Genomic DNA, 16,452 nt, shown 5'->3' with positions numbered 1-16,452 from the left:
GGGTGCCCGGCGTGCGCCGGTTGATCGTCTCCCGCCCCGTACGACTGGCTCTGGCCGTCGCGCTGGTCGCCGGTGTCGCCGCCGGGCTGGTCGTCGCCGCACGCCGCCGCCGTGCCGGCGCGCCGGCGCGGTCCGGTCCGCGTCCGGCCCCGCGGCGGGATGCCGGGGACCCCGCCGGGCGCGGCCTCGAGCCGGTGCTCGGGTGGCCCACGGCGGACGACCTCGCGAGGTACGCCCGGCCGGAGGGCGGCGCGCCGATCGCCCGCCTCCTCGCCGGGTCTCCCCGGATCGGGTGGCCGCGCGGGACGAAGGCGCGCCGGTGGACGGCCGCGCTCGCCGCGCTCGGCCTGCTCGCCCTCGGCGCGCAGGTGCTGGACACCGTGGTGTTCGGCGCGGGGCCGGGGTCGTCGTCCGGCCGGACGGCGTACGCGGGCGACGACGCCGAGCCGTGTCTCGCGGACGGTTGCACGGCGGCGGGGAACCACCTGGAACCGGGCTACCGCCCCTGTCCCGCGTCCGGCTGCGGGGTAGTGCGGGATCCCGCGCAGTCCGCCGATCCCGTCGCCGAGGTGCCCGCAGTGGGGCCGCCGCCGTCCCGCGACCCCGCGTGCGCGCTCCGGCGGGCGGGCTCCGCGCCCCCGGCCGTACGGCCGATCTCCCGCCGGGTGACGGCCGCGGTGAACCGCCAGTGGCGGCGGATAGAGAGGTGGCTGAAGGCGCACGCGCCGAAGACGTACGCCTCGCTGAACAAGCCGGCCGCCCCCCGGCTGGTGGCGAAGGCCGAGGCGCGGCTCGGCAGGCCCATCCCCGACTCGCTGCGGGCCTCGCTGCTGCGCCACGACGGCGCACGCGGGCCGGCGGCGTTCCGGCTTCCGTCCAACCACGAGATCATGGGCGCACGCGGACTCGTCGCGTCCTGGCCGGAGGCGTGCGAGATGGGCGGAGGCATCCCCCTCGCCTACGACCCCGACTCCGGTGACTACCTCGTGACGAACTCCGCCACCGGCGGCGTGGGCTTCGCCGACTGGGACCTGCCGTACTTCGAGGACGAGTGGACGTCGTACTACGCGCTGCTCAAGACCACGGCGGACGCCCTCGCAGGCGGCCGCCGCGTGGACGGGCCGGTCCCGGTGGTGCGCGAGGGCGTCCTGGAGTGGGAGTGAGACTCCCGCGTCAGGCGCCCGCCGGGGTCACTTCTTCGCGCCGGCCGTGTCCTTGAGGGCGACCGGGATGCCGCCGGGCAGGACCGTGGGCTTGGGGAAGCGCAGGCGGCGCATCTGGGACGAGCGCATCGCCGCGTAGAAGCCCACGCCCTTGAGGTCCTCGCCCGGGAACTTCGCCGCCGCCTGCTTCTTCACCTTGCTCGCCACGTAGAACGAGCTCGCGAGCACGAGCACCATCACGATCGGCAGGGACAGCGTGTAGACCGTGAGGACGGCCGAGCGGACCGGGATCGGGAACGGCACCATCGACAGCAGCATGATGACGAACACGACGGGCAGGAAGTACTGCCCGGGCAGCCGGCGCGAGTCCACCCAGTCGCGGGCGAACTTGCGCACGGGGCCGCGGTCGCGCGCGGGGAGCGCCCGCTCGTCGCCGCGCAGCATGGCCTCGCGCTGCTTGACACGCAGGGCCTTGTCGCGCTCGCGCGCGAGGCGGTAGGCCTCCTTGCGGTTGGCCGGAGCGGTCACCGGGGAGCGGCGGCGGCCCTGCGCCTCGCTCCGCTTCGGGGTGGGACGGCCCTTCCCCGGGGTGCCGTGGGGCTTAGGATCCTCTACAGGGACGGGGGAGTCCTCCGCTGAGGTCTGAGTGCGACGTCGGAACACGTCGCCCAGCCTACCGGGAGTGCAACTTAGTGACGCCCTCGCGCGTTATGCGTAGGGTGAACCCAGGCGGCTACGCCGCCTGACAAGGGGCTTGAGACGGCTGGGATCACCCACGCACAACCTTGGAGAAGGGGACGGCCGACGCGCATGAGCGTGATGAAGAGACTTTCCATGATCTTCAAGTCCAAGGCCAACAAGGCCCTGGACAAAATGGAGGATCCGCGGGAGACGCTGGACTATTCCTATCAGCGCCAGCTCGAGTTGCTGCAGAAGGTCCGCCGGGGCGTGGCAGACGTGGCCACCAGCCGCAAGCGGGTGGAGCTGCAGATCAACCAGCTCGAAGGGCAGGCCGCCAAGCTGGAGAACCAGAGCAGGCAGGCCCTGTCGGCCGGGCGCGAGGACCTGGCCCGCGAGGCGCTGACCCGCCGCAACGGCCTCAACGCCCAGATCGCCGACCTGCGTATCCAATACAGCAACCTTCAGGGCGAGGAGGAGAAGCTCACCCTCGCCAGCCAGCGGCTCCAGGCCAAGGTGGACTCCTTCCGCACGAAGAAGGAGACGATCAAGGCCACCTACACGGCGGCCGAGGCCCAGACGCGGATCAACGAGGCGTTCTCCGGAATCTCCGAGGAGATGGGCGACGTCGGCCTGGCGATCCAGCGCGCGGAGGACAAGACGGCGCAGATGCAGGCGCGCGCGGGGGCGATTGACGAGCTGCTGGCCAGTGGCGCGCTGGACGACTTCACCGGGCAGCGTGACGACATCCAGGCCGAGCTCGACCGCATGGGCGCCGGCTCGGACGTGGAGCTGGAGCTCGCCAAGATGAAGGCCGAGCTCGGCCAGGGCCCGGCGCCCAGGAGCGCCATCGAGCCCGGCCAGCAGGGTCAGGCGGCCCCGTCCAGCCAGCAGCACACGCAGCAGCTGCGTCAGCCGGGGGAGGGACTGTGATCGTCAGAATCATGGGTGAGGGACAGGTCGAGATCGGCGCCGCCGACATCGACGTCCTGAACGAACTCGACAGCGAGCTGGAAGCCGCGATCGAGTCGGGCGACGAGAACGACTTCCGCACGAAGCTCCACGCCCTGCTCGACAAGGTGCGTCACGTGGGCAAGGCCCTGCCGGACGACTCGCTGGAGCCGTCCGAGCTGATCCTGCCGCCGGCCGACGCCTCTATCGAGGAAGTGCGGGAGATGCTCGGGGACACCGGGCTCATTCCCGGCTGATGTCCTCCACGCGGTTCGCCCCTGATCGCGGCCTCACCGTCCGGATGACCGTGACGATGTTCCTGCTCGGGCTGCTCTACGTCGCGTTCGTGGCCGTCCTGGTCGCGATGGGCGTACGCGCGGTCACCGTGCTCGTGATCGCCGGGGCTCTCCTGCTGGCGCAGTACTTCCTGTCCGACAAGATCGCGCTGTTCGCGATGCACGGGCGGGAGGTCTCGCCGCAGGAGGCCCCCGAGCTGCACGGGATCATCGATCGGCTGAGCGCGATGGCGGGAATGCCGAAGCCGCGCGTGGCGATCGCCGACTCGGACATCCCGAACGCGTTCGCCACGGGGCGCGACCGGAAGAACGCGGTGGTCTGCGTGACCACCGGCATCCTGCGCAGGCTCGACGCCCGGGAGCTCGAAGGGGTGCTGGCCCACGAGATGTCCCACGTGGCCCATCGGGACGTGGCGGTGATGACGATCGCCTCGTTCCTGGGGGTCGTGGCCGGCCTCATGACGCGCTTCGCGCTCTACACCGGCCTCGGCGGCCGGCGCAACGACAACGGCCCCCCGATCGGGTTGATCATCTTCGCGGTCTCCGGCCTGGTCTACGCCGTCAGCTTCCTGCTGACGCGGGCGCTGTCGCGCTACCGCGAACTGGCCGCGGACCGCGCGGGCGCGCTGCTGACGCAGCAGCCGAGCGCCCTGGCCAGCGCCCTGGTCAAGATCAGCGGCGAGATCGGCAGGATCCCGACCAGGGACCTGCGCGAGGCGCAGCCGTTCAACGCCTTCTTCTTCGCGCCGGCCATCTCGGGCCAGAGCGTCGCCTCGCTGCTGTCGACTCATCCGCCGCTGGAGCGCCGGCTGGAGCAGCTGTCCAGGATCTCCGCGGCGCTGGGCCGCGGGTGAGGGGGCGCTGATGGGCTGGTTCGACGCGCTGCTCGGCCGTTCCAAGCCCGCCGGGCCCGACCTGGACGCGCTGTTCGCGCTGCCGTCCGCCGCCGTCACGCTGCAGGCCGCCACCGGCTTCGCCCCGGCGGGCGCCGGGTCGGTGTGCTTCCGCGCCGCCGAGGGCGGCGCCTTCGCCCGGCTCGAACAGGACGTCCAGGCCCTGATGGGCAGGGTGGAGGTCTCGCGGGACTCCTACGGCTACACCTGGCTGCAGGTGCGCAACCCCGACGTGGCCGGGCTCGTGACCGACCTGCACGCCGCCAACTCGTCCCTGGAATCGGCCGGGTTCGGCCCCTCGCTGCTGTGCTCGCTCGTCGCGTTCGCCGATTCCTCAGGACGGCGGCTCGCGATCGTCTACCTCTACAAGCGCGGCACGTTCTACCCCTTCGCCCCCGCGGGCGAACCACGCCGCGACAACGCGCTGGAACTGCAGGTGCGCGGTGTCCTGGAGCGCGAGCTGAAGATCGAACCCGAGCTGGCGAGCTGGTTCCCCGTCTGGGGCGCCCCCGGCCTCTGACCCTCACGGGAGCCCGCATGACCGAGTGGACCCACCTGCGCTACACCGAGGCGGCGGCCGCGGAGATCGGCCGCATGGCCGGGACCGTACGCGGCCGGGACGGCACCATCCCCGTCCCGACCTGTCCCGGCTGGGATCTGGGCGCCCTGGTCGCGCACACGGGGGCCGTCCACCGATGGGCGGCCGCCATGGTGCGCGACGCCGCGCCGCGCCGGTACGACCGCGATGCCATGGACCACGGCTTCCCCGAGGACTTCGCCGAGGCCGCCGGCTGGCTGGAGGCGGGAGGCGCCGTGCTCACGGAGGCGTTGAAGAGCCGCGACCCGGACACCGAGGTGTGGGGCTGGGCGGGAGACGGGTCCCGGCGTGCCCGCTTCTGGTCCCGCCGCCAGCTCCACGAGACCGTCGTGCACCGGGCGGACGCCGAGATCGCCCTCGGGATCGCCCCGGTGGTGGACGAGGACGTCGCGCTCGACGGCATGGCCGAGTTCTTCGACCTGCTGCCGTACGCCCGGTGGCGCCCCCTGCTCGCCGAGCTCAGGGGGGACGGCGAGACGATCTCCTGGCGGGCGGAGACGGGCCCGGCCTGGCTCGTGCGGCTCACCCCGGACGGGTTCGCCGCCGAGCGGTCCGACGCCCCCGGCGACGTCACCGTACGCGTGCCGACGGCCGGGGACCTGATGCTGACGCTGTGGGGACGGCGCGAGCCCGGCGCGGTCCACGGCGACGACGAGCTGCTGCGGTTCTGGCGCGAGCGCGCGCGGATCTGAGGCCGAATCCCCAGCGAGACTTCGCAGCGGGGATCGAAGCAGCGGGGATCGAAGCAGCGGGGATTCGAAGCAGCGGGGATTCGAAGCGGGGAGCGAAGACGCGGGCGCCCCCGGAGCCGTGCTCCGGGGGCGCCCGCGTCGCAGGGCCGCTGCTTACGGCAGGGCGAGCATGCGGTCGAGGGCGACCTTGGCCCAGTGGGTGGTGTCCGCGTCGACCGTGATCCGGTTGACGACCTCGCCGTCGGCCAGCGACTCCAGCGCCCAGACCAGGTGCGGCAGGTCGATCCGGTTCATCGTGGAGCAGTAGCAGACGGTCTTGTCGAGGAACGTGATCGTCTTGTCCGGGAACCGGCCGGCCAGGCGGCGCACCAGGTTCAGCTCGGTGCCGACGGCCCAGGAGGACCCTGCCGGGGCCTCCTCCAGCTTCCGGATGATGTACTCGGTCGACCCGACGAAGTCCGCCTTGGTCACGACCTCGTGGCGGCACTCGGGGTGGACGAGCACGTTCACCCCGGGGATGCGGGCGCGCACCTCGTCGACGCACGCGGCGGAGAAGCGCCCGTGGACCGAGCAGTGGCCCTTCCACAGGATCATCTTCGCGTTCTCCAGCTGCTCCCGGGTGAGGCCGCCGTTCGGGCGGTGCGGGTTGTAGACCACGCAGTCGTCCAGGGACAGCCCCATCTCCAGCACCGCGGTGTTGCGGCCCAGGTGCTGGTCGGGCAGGAACAGCACCTTCTCGCCCTGCTCGAAGGCCCAGGTCAGGGCGCGCCGGGCGTTGGAGGAGGTGCACACGGCGCCGCCGTGGCGCCCGCAGAACGCCTTGATGTCCGCGCTGGAGTTCATGTAGGTGATCGGCACCACCCGGTCGGCGATGCCGGCGTCCTCCAGGGCGTCCCAGCAGTCCTCGACCTGGGTGAAGGTCGCCATGTCGGCCATCGAGCAGCCGGCGGCCAGATCGGGGAGCACGACCTTCTGCGCGTCGCTGGTCAGGATGTCGGCCGACTCGGCCATGAAGTGGACGCCGCAGAACACGATGTACTCCGCCTCGGGCCGGGCGGCGGCCTCGCGGGCCAGCTTGAACGAGTCACCGGTCACGTCGGCGAACTGGATGACCTCGTCACGCTGGTAGTGGTGACCGAGCACGAACAGCCGGTCGCCCAGCCGCTCCTTGGCCACGCGTGCGCGCTCCACGAGCGTCGGGTCGGACGCGGGAGGCAGCTCGCCCGGGCAGTCGACGCCGCGTTCGCTGTGCGGGTCGGTGCCCTGGCCGAGGATGAAGAGCGGAAGGCCGGTCTCGGTGATCGTCACGACCACACCCCCTCGGGGACTTATCGTCTAACTGACGACTAATCATTACATATCGCATCGGCTGCTTCGTCGCGAGGTCGCCGGTGGGGCACTGGAATGTGTACGGCTTCACGGGTGTTGGTAGCGTCTAGGTAGGACGTCAGAACCAATCGACCGCCCCGATGGGCGGTTGGCGCAGACGCGGGAGTCAGCACATGACGGTTGAGAGCAGCGAGACCACTCAGCAGGGCCTGATCCTGACTGACGCGGCCGCCGCCAAGGTCAAGAGCCTGCTCGAGCAGCAGGGCGAGGAAGGGCTGCAGCTTCGGGTGGCCGTCCAGCCGGGTGGCTGTTCCGGCCTGCGTTACCAGCTCTTCTTCGACGACCGGTCGATGGACGGCGACGTGGTCTCCACCTTCGGCGGCGTGAACGTCGTCACCGACCGGATGAGCGCGCCGTACCTCATCGGGGCCACGGTCGACTTCGTGGACACCATCGAGAAGCAGGGCTTCACGATCGACAACCCCAACGCGACGGGGTCGTGCGCCTGCGGCGACTCGTTCAACTGACGGCGAGCGCGCGCCCGGCCGCGGGCGGCGGATGATGCGTCGGGCGCCCCGCACGGATTCCTCCGTGCGGGGCGTCGTCATGTCCCGAGACGGTACGCTCAGTAGGTTCGGCGGGATTCATCCCGGCCCCCGTCTCCCTGATGCTGACAACGAGGAGAATGACCCCGTGCGCATCGCCGTCACCGGCTCCATCGCCACCGACCACCTGATGACGTTCCCCGGCCGCTTCGGCGACCAGCTCATCGCCGAGCAGCTCGACCGGGTGTCGTTGTCGTTCCTCGTCGACGATCTGCAGGTCCGCCGTGGCGGATGCGCGGCCAACATCGCCTTCGGCATGGGCTGCCTCGGGCTCACCCCGATCCTGGTCGGCGCCGTGGGCACCGACTTCGCCGACTACCGCTCCTGGCTCGAGCGCCACGGTGTCGACTGCGCGTCGGTCCACGTGTCCGAGCTGCACCACACCGCGCGATTCCTGTGCACCACCGACGAGGACCACAACCAGATCGCCTCGTTCTACACCGGCGCGATGGCGGAGGCGAGGGAGATCGAGCTGGGCCCGATCGCCGAGCGTCTCGGCGGGCTCGACCTGGTTCTCATCAGCCCCAACGACCCGGCGGCTATGGTGCGGCACACCGACGAGGCGCGCCAGCGGGGCATCCCGTTCGCCGCCGACCCGTCGCAGCAGCTCGCCCGCATGCCCGGCGAGGAGATCCGCCAGCTCGTCGAGGGCGCGGCGTACCTGTTCAGCAACGACTACGAGCTGGGCCTGATCGCGCAGAAGACCGGCTGGTCGGACGAGGAGATCCTGGACCGGGTCGGCGTACGGGTGACGACGCTCGGCCCCAAGGGCGCCAGGATCGACCGCAAGGGCGAGCCGTCGCTGCACATCCCGCCGGCGCCCGAGCTGGGCAAGGCCGACCCGACCGGCGTGGGGGACGCCTTCCGCGCCGGGTTCCTCTCCGGGCTCGCCTGGGGCCTGTCCCTGGAGCGCTGCGGACAGCTCGGCAACCTCACCGCCACGCACGTGCTGGAGCGGGTCGGCTGCCAGGAGTACGAGCTGGGCCGGCGGGTCTTCATGGAGCGGTTCGCCGCCGCCTACGGGTCGGACGCGGCCGCCGAGGTGGCCGGGCACGCCCGATTCCACCACGCCTGAGACCGCTGAACCGGCAGGCGCGGCTTCAGTAGTTGCGGCGCACGTGGATGGACCAGCCGCCCTGGGGCAGCTCGTAGCTCCCCACGTGCTCGTGTGACTTCAACCGGCACCAGGCCGGGACGTCGGTGAACGCGGCGGGGTCGTCGGCCAGTACGGCGACCACGCCGCCCGTCGCCACCTGGTTGATCCGTTCGGCCAGCATGATGATCGGGATCGGGCACTTGCGGCCCAGCGCGTCGATCGTCAGCGCGGGCGGCTCCGCCGGCCGGGCCGGCGCGGCGGGCTCGGCCCGCTCCGCCGCCCGGTCCGCGTCGGGAGACCGCCGGGCGCCGCCGCCCGTCCGTCTGCGCCACATCAGTGCACCCCCAAGCTCGACCGGATCCGCCGCACGATGTCCGGGAGCACCGCGAGGAAGCGATCGATGTCGTCCTCGGACACGCCACGGGGCAGCGATACCCGCACATTCCCATGCGTAAGCACGCCCATGGCCTCCAGGACGTGCGATGGACGAAGCGTACTCGCCGTGCAGGAGCTTCCGGACGAGACGGCGAAACCGGCCTTGTCGAGCTCGGTCAGCAGCGCCTCGCCCTCGACGTACAGGCAGGAGAACGTCACGATGTGCGGCAGCCGCAGGACCGGGGCGCCGACGACCTCCACGTCGGGCACCAGGAGGGGCACCTGGGCGCGGATCCGGTCGACCAGGGCCGACAGCCGCCTGCCCTCGGCCTCCGCCTCCTCGGTCCGGGCACGCAGCGCCGCGGCGGCGGCCACGATCGCCGGCACGTTCTCGAACCCCGGCACGCGCCGCCGCTCCCGCTCGTCCTCCGGCAGCGGCGAGCGCCAGCGCACGCCCTTGCGCACCGCCAGCACGCCCACCCCCGCCGGGCCGCCCCACTTGTGCGCGCTCGCGGTGAGGACCGACCAGCCCTCGGGGAGGGGCATGCGGCCCGCCGACTGGGCGGCGTCGACCAGCAGCGGCACGCCCGCCTCCCGGCAGGCCCGCGCCGCCTCCTCCACCGGCTGGAGCGTCCCCACCTCGTGGTTGGCCGTCTGCAGGCACGCCAGGGCCGTGCCGGGCCGCGCGACGGCCTCGGCGAACGCGCCCGCGTCCACCCGGCCCGTACGGCTCACGCCCACGAGCTCCACCTCGCCGCCCGCGCGCTCGTGGAGCTCGCCCGCGTGCAGGACGCTGGAGTGCTCGACGGCGCCCGCCACCAGGCGCGTCCCGGCCCGGCGGCGGCCGGCCAGCGTGCCGAGCACCCCGAGGTGGACGGCCTGCGTCCCCGACGAGGTGAACGACACCTCGTCGGGCCGGGCGCCGATCAGTTCGGCTACCTCCGCCCTCGCGCGCTCCAGTAACATCTGGGCGCGGCGCGCCGTGCCGTACAGGCGGGCGGGATCGGCCCAACCGGCGTCGATCGCCGCCAGCAGGGCGTCACGGGCCGCGGGATGGAGAGGTTCGGTCGAAGCCGCGTCCAGGTAGGCCACAGTTGAGACATTAACGGGGGCTGGTCAGGGGGGCGGCGCCGGTCCGCGCTAATGTGTCCCCCAGCGTGAACTCAACCAAGTAAAGGGCAGACCGGCCGGAAGGTTGGTGCCGGTCTCACCTAAGGGTCAATTGGAAAAACCGCCCAGGAGAGGAACTCTTGGGCTTCATCTGTGGGGTAGGCGATCCGTGAGTCCGACCCGCCGTACGACACGGCGACCGTGGGCACGCCGCCGGTTGCCCGGAGCCGCCGCCGTGGCGCTGCTGGTGGCGTCCGGCACGGCGTGTAGCAACCAGGCGATCGATCAATGGTCCCGTGGGGGCATGCCGGAAGGTGTCACCAAGCAGGCCGGCATCATCCAGACGCTCTGGAACGGGAGCTGGATCGCGGCTCTCGCCACCGGCGTGGTCGTCTGGGGACTGATCCTGTGGGCGTGCATCTTCCACCGGAAGAAGAAGAACAGTCCCGACCAGTTGCCTCCGCAGGTGCGCTACAACCTGCCGATCGAGATCCTTTACACGGTGGTCCCGGTCATCATGGTCGCGGTCTTCTTCTACTTCACGGCCCGTGACGAGACCGAGGTCACGCGGATCACCAAGGCCGCCCCGGTCAAGGTGGCCGTCGAGGGCTACCAGTGGAGCTGGCGCTTCACCACCGAGTACCAGGGCCAGAAGGCCGTGGTCGCGGGTGTGCCGGTGGACCTCAGCAAGCAGAGCGAGCAGACCCCGCAGGGTCCGCAGCTCGTGCTGCCGGTCAACACCCAGGTGCAGTTCGACCTGCACTCGCCCGACGTCATCCACTCGTTCTGGGTGCCGGCGTTCCTGTTCAAGCAGGACGTCTTCCCGGGCAACGTGCACAACCACTTCCAGATCACGACGCTCGACAAGACGGGCGTCTTCGTCGGCCGTTGCGCCGAGCTCTGCGGCAGCGACCACAGCAAGATGCTGTTCTCCGTGAAGCTCGTCCCGCAGGCCGAGTTCGACCAGTACATCAAGAGCCAGGCGGGGAGTGCGCAGTGACCGCCATCCAGGAACCGGTCGGCGTCGCCGCGCGGCCGTACACCAAGGGCACGGTCATCGCCAAGTGGCTGTCCTCGACCGACCACAAGGTGATCGGGCACCTCTACCTGATCACGTCGTTCGTCTTCTTCCTCATCGGCGGCCTCATGGCGCTGGTGATGCGGGCCGAGCTCGCGCAGCCGGGGCTGCAGGTCGTCAGCAACGAGCAGTTCAACCAGCTGTTCACGATGCACGGCACGATCATGCTGCTCATGTTCGCGACGCCGCTGTTCGCCGGCTTCGCCAACGAGCTGATGCCGCTGCAGATCGGCGCCCCCGACGTGGCGTTCCCCCGGCTGAACATGGTGAGCTACTGGCTCTACCTGTTCGGCAGCACGATCGCCGTCCTGGGCTTCTTCACCCCGGGTGGCTCCGCGTCGTTCGGCTGGACCGCGTACGCGCCGCTGTCGAACGCGGTGACGTCGCCCGGCCTCGGCAGCGACCTGTGGGTCATGGGTCTGGCGCTGTCCGGTCTCGGCACCATCCTCGGCGCGGTGAACTTCATCACCACGATTCTCACCATGCGCGCCCCCGGCATGACGATGTTCCGGATGCCGATCTTCACCTGGAACATCCTGCTGACGAGCATCCTGGTGCTGCTGGCCTTCCCGGTGCTGGCCGCCGCGCTGCTCGCCCTGGAGGCCGACCGCAAGCTGGGCGCGCACATCTTCGACTCGCCGACCGGCGGGCCGATGCTGTGGCAGCACCTGTTCTGGTTCTTCGGCCACCCCGAGGTCTACATCATCGCGCTGCCGTTCTTCGGCATCATCACCGAGGTCCTGCCGGTCTTCAGCCGTAAGCCGATCTTCGGCTACATCGGCCTGGTAGGCGCGACCATCGCCATCGCGGGTCTGTCCGTCACCGTGTGGGCCCACCACATGTTCGTGACCGGCCAGGTGCTGTTGCCGTTCTTCTCGTTCATGACGTTCCTCATCGCGGTGCCGACCGGTGTGAAGTTCTTCAACTGGATCGGCACGATGTGGCGAGGGCACCTGTCGTTCGAGTCGCCGATGCTGTTCGCGGTCGGCTTCCTGGTGACCTTCCTGTTCGGCGGCCTGACCGGCGTCATCCTGGCGTCGCCGCCGCTGGACTTCCACGTCAGCGACACCTACTTCGTCGTCGCCCACTTCCACTACGTGGTCTTCGGCACCGTGGTGTTCGCGATGTTCGCGGGCTTCTACTTCTGGTGGCCGAAGTTCACCGGCAAGATGCTCAACGACAAGATCGGCAAGCTCCACTTCTGGTTGCTGTTCTTCGGCTTCCACCTGACCTTCCTGGTGCAGCACTGGCTGGGCGTCATCGGCTTCCCCCGGCGGTACGCCGACTACTCGGCGAGCGACGGCTTCACGGACCTGAACATGGTCTCCTCCGCCGGCGCGCTCCTGCTGGGCCTGTCCACCCTGCCGTTCTTCTACAACGTCTGGGTGACGTGGCGGAAGGCGCCCAAGGTCACCGTGGACGACCCGTGGGGCTTCGGCGGCTCGCTCGAGTGGGCGACCTCCTGCCCGCCGCCGCGGCACAACTTCCTGTCGCTGCCGCGGATCCGGTCCGAGCGCCCGGCGTTCGACCTCAAGTACCCGCACATCACCGCCAAGCCTGAGCTGGTGGAGGAGTCCCGATGAAGATCCAGGGATGGATGTTCCTGCTCTGCGGCGTCTTCTTCGCCGCCGCGGACGTGGTCTACTGGTTCTGGTCGAAGGAGCCGACCGGCACCACCGCCATGGCGATCTCCGTCGGCCTGGCCCTCATGATCGGCTACTACCTGCTGTTCACCGCGCGGCGCATCGGCGACCAGCCGGAGGACAACAAGGAAGCCGAGATCAGCGACGGCGCGGGCGAGATCGGCTTCTACAGCCCGCACAGCTGGTGGCCGCTGTTCGTCTGCCTGTCGGCCGCGCTGACGTTCTTCGGCTTCGCGGTCGGCTGGTGGCTGTTCTTCATCGGCCTGTTCTGCACGGTCATGGCCATGATCGGGTTCGTGTTCCAGTACTACCGGGGCAACTTCTCGCACTGATTCCGTGAACCCCGCTGTGCGGCCGGTCGGCGATCTCGCCGACCGGCCGTCCGCGTTCTTTGCCCGTACGCGGTGCCCAGACAGCCCGAACGGTACGCCACCGGGGAATAACCCCCGGAAAGCGACGCTAGGGGGACGGACGTGCGTGCTGGTGCGGGGGTGCTGGCCCTTCTCGTGGTGATTGCGGGGTGTTCCACGTCGGGTGGGCAGGACGAGGATCGAGACGCCAGGACGGCGATCAGCATCAGCCCGCTCGACGGCGCCGCCGACCTGCCGCCCGAGCTGCCGATCCTGATCGGCGCGGCGGGCGGCAAGCTCACCCATGTGGCCGTACAGGCCGCTGGGCGGCCCGTAGCGGGCGTGTTCAGCCCCGACCGCACCCAGTGGCGCAGCGAGCGTCCCATGGCCCCCGGCACGGCCTACAGCGTCGAGGCGACGGCCGCGGGCCCGGGCGGGTCGGCGACCAGGAGCGTCCGCTTCGCCACGAAACAGGCCGCCAAGACCTTCGGCATCTCCACCCTGCTGCCCAACAAGCAGGACACCGGCCTCACGGTCGGCGTCGGCATGCCGATCATCATCACCTTCGACAAGCCGATCAGCGACCGTGTGTCCGTCGAGCGCAATCTGATCGTGCGGGCGTCCAAGCCCATCGAAGGCGCCTGGCACTGGCTCGACGACAAGAACGTGGTCTTCCGCCCGGAGAGGTACTGGCCGACGTACACCAAAGTCCGCGTCACCGCTCGGCTGGCCGGCATCAGGGGCGGCGAGGGCATGTACGGCAAGCAGGACTACGTCCGGGACTTCGAGATCGGCCGTTCGCAGATCAGCGTGGCCAACACTCAGACCCACCACATGAAGATCGAGCGCGACGGCAAGCAGATCAAGAACATGCCGATCAGCGCGGGCATGGGCGACGTCCTCCGCCACCACACCACCAGCGGCATCCATGTGGCGATGTCCAGGGAGGACGTCACGGTCATGACGTCCCCGGACGCGGGACCCGGACAGGCCGGCTACTACCAGACGACCGTGTACAACAGCGTCCGCATCTCCAACACGGGCGAATACGTCCATGGTGCGCCGTGGTCCGTCGGCGACCAGGGCAACTCCAACGTCAGCCACGGCTGCGTGAACGTCAGCCCCGAGAACGCCAAGTGGTTCAAGAACAACACCCTGATCGGCGACCCGATCATCGTGACCGGCACGCCGCGCAGGCTGGAGGCGACCAACGGCTGGAGCTACTGGCAGGACTCCTGGCCCCTCTGGCTCAAGCACAGCCGCCTGCGCGCCGCCCCCACCGACGTCCTCTGAGCGGGCCCTCGACTCTCAGCGCGCGCGGGCGCCCTTTCGGCGTTCGGCCTTCAGCCGGGTACGGCCTGGCCTTCCGCGGCCGTGGAAGGCCGCCAGGCACCCCGCCAGGGCCATCGCGAACACCGGCAGCCACGCCAGGCGGGCGGCCACCCATGCGGGATCGCCGGGCACGGCGTGCAGGCCGGGCAGCGCGCGGCCCGCGAGCGGCAGGACCGCCACCGTGACCGCGATCATGGCGGTCTGATGCCACAGGAAGATCGTCATCGCGGAGAGGTTGGCCGCCGCCACGAGCGCCCACAGGGCGGGGCGCCGCAGGAGCCTCCGCAGGGGGCCGGACAGCACCAGGGCCGCTCCGCACTGCGCCAGCCCGAACGTCACGGCCGCCAGAGTGGGCGGGGCCTGGTTGGAAACCGGGGCGCCGGGCACGCCGACCATGGACGCCGGGTAGCCGGCCCACAGGACGAGGCCGGCGGTGGCCGCGGCCCCGCCGAAAAGCAGCGCCCACCTGGTCACCGGGCCGTCCAGGCGTCCGCCGGCCCAGAGGACGCCCAGACAGTACGGCACCAGCCAGCCGGTCCCCAGGTTGATCCAGCCGATCCAGGGCGGCCCGTCCAGGCCGAACCTCACGAGGTCGCAGACCGCGACGGCGGCGAGCGGCCACGCGGGGTGCAGCCGGGCGGCGAGCGGGGTCGCCGCCGTCAGCGCCGCGAAGACCAGCAGGAACCACATCGGCGACCACACCAGCTTGACCAGCGCGTAGACGCTCCCCGGGTCGGCACCCCACGCGAGCATCGCCACGGCGGCCGCGCTCCACACCCCGAGCAGGGGCGCGATCGGGCGGAACAGGCGGGTCATCCGGGCGGCGGCCCACCGCCCGTGGCCGGCGCCCCGGTCCCGGGCACGGCCGCGGCTCTCCACGGCCACCCTGCCGCCGACGAAGAAGAACACCGCCATGGTCTGGAGCAGCCAGGAGACGGGTGCGAGGTGCGGCAGGTACTTCAGCGGGCTGGTGACACGGAACGTTCCGCTGTCGGCGACCACGGCGGTCACCAGCCAGTGACCGAGCACCACGCCGAGGACGGCGAAGGCGCGAAGAGCGTCGACGGCGCGGTCGCGGGCTGTCTCCGAGGCGAGGGCGGGTGGTGTGTCCGAGTCGCGCTCGTGCCGGGCCGGTGCCGCCGCACCGGCGCGCCCGGCGAAGTCGTCAACCACGGCGCATCCCGGCGGGAGTGCGCCCGGAGACGATCAGGGCGATGCCGGCCAGCGCGGGCGATCCGTCCTTCAGATAGTCGCTGTGACCGGCGTCGCCCGCGTCGAAGATCCGCGCGCCGAACCGGGGGGACAGGGGATCGGCCCCGAGCCCGATCGTGCCGGAGGGCAGGCGCACCGCCGCGTGCGGCAGGTGGGCCACCCAGTCCCCGGCGCCGCGGGTGGCCCACACCTCCGCCCGGGTGCGCATCGCCGCCGCGTCGTCCACCCCGGCGCCGGGACTGCCGTACAGCACGATGTCCGCGACGTCGAGACCGGAGGCGGCCCGGCCGCACACCACGCCGCCGTACGAGTGACACAGCAGGCTGACGCGGGCGGCGGGCCTGAGCCGGGCCAGGTCGCGTACGAAGGCACGCAGGGCGGGGACGGCCTCGTCCGCGCGGCCGGGGGTCATCGCCTGGAGGCTGACGGTGCTCGGGGTCCGGTATCCGAGCCAGGCGACCACGGCTCCCCGTCCGCCGATCGCCCGCTGCAGCCGCATCGCGCCCCCGCGCAGGAGCCCGTACGTGTCGAGGCCGGTGCCCGAGCCGGGGACGATCACCGCGATCCGGTCGGCGGCGGCCAGGTCGCCGAACACCTCCACCGCCCGGCCGCCGTCGCGGCCGTCGAAGGACAGGAAGTGCCGGGCGGGGCCGGCCATCGCCCGCAGCATCGCGGCCCGCCACCGGTGGCCCGTCGCGGCGGCGGTCCGCATCGCCGTCTCGACGGCATCACGGGTGGCGGCGTACCGCTCGGCCAGGCTCGCGGTGGTCGCGGTCCGCAGCGGGGACAGAGGCGGCGGGACGGGGGCGGGGACCGCCTCGGGCCGGGCCGCGGCGGTCACCGGGACGGCGAGCACGGCGGCGGCGAGCGCGATGAGCAACCGCCGGCGGCTGCGGGTCGGACCGGGGCGGAGGCAGGCGCGCGGGACGCGGCGTGCGCCCGTGCCGCCGTGGGGGAGGGGGAGCGGCGCGGGCGGCCGGTCGCGGGCCGCATGCGGCTGTGCGGTGTCGATCACCCGGATCACGGTGCCGTCCGCCGCCGGTCCGCCGCA

18 protein-coding genes are annotated in these 16,452 nt (G+C 71.4%); 12 read left to right on the top strand and 6 right to left on the bottom strand.

Features of this window, described 5'->3' with window-relative positions; all coding sequences use genetic code 11:
- Window positions 1–11: 11 nt before the first annotated feature.
- A complete protein-coding gene (locus AAH991_RS11405) occupies window positions 12–1,163 on the top strand; it encodes an SMI1/KNR4 family protein (RefSeq protein ID WP_346225735.1) in 1,152 nt (383 codons plus the stop codon).
- Between the two features lie 27 nt (window positions 1,164–1,190).
- On the opposite strand, the gene AAH991_RS11400 is transcribed toward AAH991_RS11405, so the two are convergent.
- The gene (locus AAH991_RS11400; protein ID WP_346225734.1) at window positions 1,191–1,826 is read right to left on the bottom strand and encodes a DUF3043 domain-containing protein; all 636 of its coding nucleotides are present in this window, start codon (window positions 1,824–1,826) and stop codon (window positions 1,191–1,193) included.
- A 171-nt stretch (window positions 1,827–1,997) separates the two neighbouring features.
- Between AAH991_RS11400 and AAH991_RS11395 the strand changes: the two genes are divergently transcribed.
- From AAH991_RS11395 to AAH991_RS11375, 5 genes are read left to right on the top strand one after another with little or no spacing between them, the layout of a single operon-like run.
- Window positions 1,998–2,774: a PspA/IM30 family protein gene (locus tag AAH991_RS11395; protein WP_428833974.1), complete on the top strand. Its 777-nt coding sequence runs from the start codon at window positions 1,998–2,000 to the stop codon at window positions 2,772–2,774.
- Window positions 2,771–3,049 (top strand): PspA-associated protein PspAA, encoded by a 279-nt coding sequence (gene pspAA, locus AAH991_RS11390; RefSeq protein WP_346225732.1) that lies wholly within the window; start codon window positions 2,771–2,773, stop codon window positions 3,047–3,049. The genes AAH991_RS11395 and pspAA overlap by 4 nt, the downstream gene beginning before the upstream one ends.
- The gene (htpX, locus tag AAH991_RS11385; protein WP_346225731.1) at window positions 3,049–3,942 is read left to right on the top strand and encodes a zinc metalloprotease HtpX; all 894 of its coding nucleotides are present in this window, start codon (window positions 3,049–3,051) and stop codon (window positions 3,940–3,942) included. Before pspAA ends, htpX begins: the two co-directional genes overlap by 1 nt.
- A 10-nt stretch (window positions 3,943–3,952) precedes the next feature.
- A complete protein-coding gene (gene pspAB / locus AAH991_RS11380) occupies window positions 3,953–4,501 on the top strand; it encodes a PspA-associated protein PspAB (RefSeq protein WP_346225730.1) in 549 nt (182 codons plus the stop codon).
- 17 nt (window positions 4,502–4,518) lie between these two features.
- Window positions 4,519–5,271, top strand: coding sequence for a maleylpyruvate isomerase family mycothiol-dependent enzyme (locus tag AAH991_RS11375; protein WP_346225729.1), 753 nt, complete (start codon window positions 4,519–4,521; stop codon window positions 5,269–5,271).
- A 153-nt stretch (window positions 5,272–5,424) separates the two neighbouring features.
- On the opposite strand, the gene nadA is transcribed toward AAH991_RS11375, so the two are convergent.
- Window positions 5,425–6,579, bottom strand: coding sequence for a quinolinate synthase NadA (gene nadA / locus AAH991_RS11370; protein ID WP_346225728.1), 1,155 nt, complete (start codon window positions 6,577–6,579; stop codon window positions 5,425–5,427).
- 194 nt (window positions 6,580–6,773) lie between these two features.
- On the opposite strand from nadA, the gene erpA reads away from it, so the two are divergent.
- Together erpA and AAH991_RS11360 are read left to right on the top strand one after the other, a co-directional pair.
- Entirely contained in the window at window positions 6,774–7,127 is a 354-nt protein-coding gene (gene erpA, locus AAH991_RS11365; protein ID WP_079313357.1) for an iron-sulfur cluster insertion protein ErpA, read from the top strand.
- A 166-nt stretch (window positions 7,128–7,293) separates the two neighbouring features.
- Window positions 7,294–8,280 carry a carbohydrate kinase family protein gene (locus AAH991_RS11360; protein ID WP_346225727.1) on the top strand — a complete coding sequence of 329 codons (987 nt, stop codon included), beginning with the start codon at window positions 7,294–7,296 and terminating at the stop codon, window positions 8,278–8,280.
- Between the two features lie 25 nt (window positions 8,281–8,305).
- Here AAH991_RS11360 and AAH991_RS11355 read toward each other — a convergent pair whose 3' ends face one another.
- Window positions 8,306–8,527 carry a sulfurtransferase TusA family protein gene (locus AAH991_RS11355; RefSeq protein ID WP_225898452.1) on the bottom strand — a complete coding sequence of 74 codons (222 nt, stop codon included), beginning with the start codon at window positions 8,525–8,527 and terminating at the stop codon, window positions 8,306–8,308.
- A gap of 107 nt (window positions 8,528–8,634) precedes the next feature.
- Window positions 8,635–9,768: a cysteine desulfurase family protein gene (locus AAH991_RS11350; protein WP_346225726.1), complete on the bottom strand. Its 1,134-nt coding sequence runs from the start codon at window positions 9,766–9,768 to the stop codon at window positions 8,635–8,637.
- A 187-nt stretch (window positions 9,769–9,955) separates the two neighbouring features.
- Between AAH991_RS11350 and ctaC the strand changes: the two genes are divergently transcribed.
- The 4 genes from ctaC to AAH991_RS11330 all read left to right on the top strand — a co-directional run bounded on the left by ctaC (window position 9,956) and on the right by AAH991_RS11330 (window position 14,150).
- Complete coding sequence (gene ctaC / locus AAH991_RS11345; protein ID WP_428833973.1) at window positions 9,956–10,786, top strand: aa3-type cytochrome oxidase subunit II; 831 nt, start codon at window positions 9,956–9,958, stop codon at window positions 10,784–10,786.
- On the top strand, window positions 10,783–12,447 hold the full coding sequence (gene ctaD / locus AAH991_RS11340; RefSeq protein ID WP_346225724.1) for an aa3-type cytochrome oxidase subunit I: 1,665 nt from the start codon (window positions 10,783–10,785) through the stop codon (window positions 12,445–12,447). Before ctaC ends, ctaD begins: the two co-directional genes overlap by 4 nt.
- A complete protein-coding gene (locus AAH991_RS11335; RefSeq protein ID WP_346225722.1) occupies window positions 12,444–12,839 on the top strand; it encodes a cytochrome c oxidase subunit 4 in 396 nt (131 codons plus the stop codon). The genes ctaD and AAH991_RS11335 overlap by 4 nt, the downstream gene beginning before the upstream one ends.
- Before the next feature lie 141 nt (window positions 12,840–12,980).
- Window positions 12,981–14,150: a L,D-transpeptidase gene (locus AAH991_RS11330; RefSeq protein ID WP_346225721.1), complete on the top strand. Its 1,170-nt coding sequence runs from the start codon at window positions 12,981–12,983 to the stop codon at window positions 14,148–14,150.
- A gap of 15 nt (window positions 14,151–14,165) precedes the next feature.
- Here AAH991_RS11330 and AAH991_RS11325 read toward each other — a convergent pair whose 3' ends face one another.
- Window positions 14,166–15,362 carry an acyltransferase family protein gene (locus AAH991_RS11325; RefSeq protein ID WP_346225720.1) on the bottom strand — a complete coding sequence of 399 codons (1,197 nt, stop codon included), beginning with the start codon at window positions 15,360–15,362 and terminating at the stop codon, window positions 14,166–14,168.
- A complete protein-coding gene (locus AAH991_RS11320) occupies window positions 15,355–16,416 on the bottom strand; it encodes an alpha/beta hydrolase (RefSeq protein WP_346225719.1) in 1,062 nt (353 codons plus the stop codon). Before AAH991_RS11320 ends, AAH991_RS11325 begins: the two co-directional genes overlap by 8 nt.
- Window positions 16,417–16,452: the final 36 nt, after the last annotated feature.

The organism is Microbispora sp. ZYX-F-249 (assembly GCF_039649665.1).
Taxonomy (GTDB): domain Bacteria; phylum Actinomycetota; class Actinomycetes; order Streptosporangiales; family Streptosporangiaceae; genus Microbispora; species Microbispora maris.
Note: the sequence above shows the minus strand (reverse complement) of the source record. Positions and strands in the feature narration are given on the sequence as shown.

Excerpts from the sequence above, each read along its gene's own strand:
- AAH991_RS11395 (WP_428833974.1), top strand. The coding sequence starts at position 1,998 with ATGATCTTCAAGTCCAAGGCCAACAAGGCCCTGGACAAAATGGAGGAT.
- htpX (WP_346225731.1), top strand. The coding sequence starts at position 3,049 with ATGTCCTCCACGCGGTTCGCCCCTGATCGCGGCCTCACCGTCCGGATG.
- pspAB (WP_346225730.1), top strand. The coding sequence starts at position 3,953 with ATGGGCTGGTTCGACGCGCTGCTCGGCCGTTCCAAGCCCGCCGGGCCC.
- AAH991_RS11375 (WP_346225729.1), top strand. The coding sequence starts at position 4,519 with ATGACCGAGTGGACCCACCTGCGCTACACCGAGGCGGCGGCCGCGGAG.
- erpA (WP_079313357.1), top strand. The coding sequence starts at position 6,774 with ATGACGGTTGAGAGCAGCGAGACCACTCAGCAGGGCCTGATCCTGACT.
- AAH991_RS11335 (WP_346225722.1), top strand. The coding sequence starts at position 12,444 with ATGAAGATCCAGGGATGGATGTTCCTGCTCTGCGGCGTCTTCTTCGCC.